We start from the raw sequence: 1,318 nt of genomic DNA on the forward strand, positions 1-1,318 counted from the left end.
AATCGATTACCCCACCCGTTTCTCCTCCGGCGTGGAATTCCATTCAGACTGGAACGAATCCTGGCAAGCATGGTATCTTTGACTTCAGCACTTTCGAAGAAGACTACAATCGACGGTCGATCAACTCTTCCGATCGTCGATCATCTCCGTTCTGGTCGATTATGAACGATTATGGAACGACCACAGGATTGTTCAAAATACCATTTACTTACCCGCCGGAAGAGGTTGACGGATATCTCGTCAGTGGGTTCCCAACACCGAATAGTATTGAGGATTTTGTTCAACCGGAACCACTCAGGGACACAATAGGCACAGCTGAAAACCTCTTTGAGGACAAGTCCCTCTACAAGGCTGGAAATGAAAGGGAATTCAAAGAGAATCTAATCAAGGTAGCGGAATATCAGACAGAACTGTTCCTCACCTTGATCGATGACCACGAAACGGAATTTGCGATGTCTGTCTACGACGGAAGTGATCGTATCCAACACTACTTTTGGAAATATTTAGATGAATCTCACCCACGGTACGATCCCGACTCTCCGCATACTGACGCCATTAAACGGTATTACGAGACCGTTGACGACGGTATCGGACAGATTCTAGAACAAACAGATGACGAGTGTGACGTGCTCATCATTTCTGATCATGGGTTCGGTCCTCTCTCGTATGATATCTATATTGACGAATGGCTAGAAGACACGGGATACCTCACCCGAGAAACTCAGGGTTCACCTAATCAAGTTGCTATTGATCTCGCAGCCGAGATACTCAAGTTCGGGTGGGATGTAGTAGGCAGCGCTGGGCTACAGAAATTAGTAAAGTCGGTGCTCCCTGCCTCATGGTTTGAGTTTGGAGGGTCTCTTCAAGATAATTCCCATCGAACAATTGTCTGGGATGAAACGGAGGTCTTCTTTTCGACGCTTTCAGGACAAGCACTCTTCATTAATCTTGAGGACCGATTCACTCAGGGGACAGTAACTCACGAAGAGTATGATACGGTGGTGGAACAGGTTCGTGACTCACTTCGCTCCATTCGACATCCAGAAACCGACGACCAACTGGTGGAAGCGGTGGTTCGGAGTGAGGAAGTATACTCTGGTTGGATAGTGGATGACGCACCTGACCTAATCGTTCGCACAAACCCTGAGTACACCTTGAAAAATGGCCACTCCGATGAATTGATTCGTCCCTCGAAACAGTACGGTCAGGACAGATCTGGGGACCACCGTAGAGACGGCATATTCATCGCCTCAGGACCGAATTTCAACTGCGGCACGATAGAGAATGCAAGCGTTGTGGATATTGCACCGACTCTGCT

The 1,318-nt window shown here is 47.9% G+C and carries 1 protein-coding gene; it reads left to right on the forward strand.

Features of this window, described 5'->3' with window-relative positions; all coding sequences use genetic code 11:
* Positions 1 to 41: 41 nt before the first annotated feature.
* Positions 42 to 1,318 (forward strand): alkaline phosphatase family protein (locus EXE45_RS16330; RefSeq protein WP_241989503.1); only part of this gene is annotated, 1,277 nt, incomplete at its 3' end.

The organism is Halorubrum sp. SP9 (assembly GCF_005435015.1).
Lineage (GTDB): Archaea > Halobacteriota > Halobacteria > Halobacteriales > Haloferacaceae > Halorubrum > Halorubrum sodomense.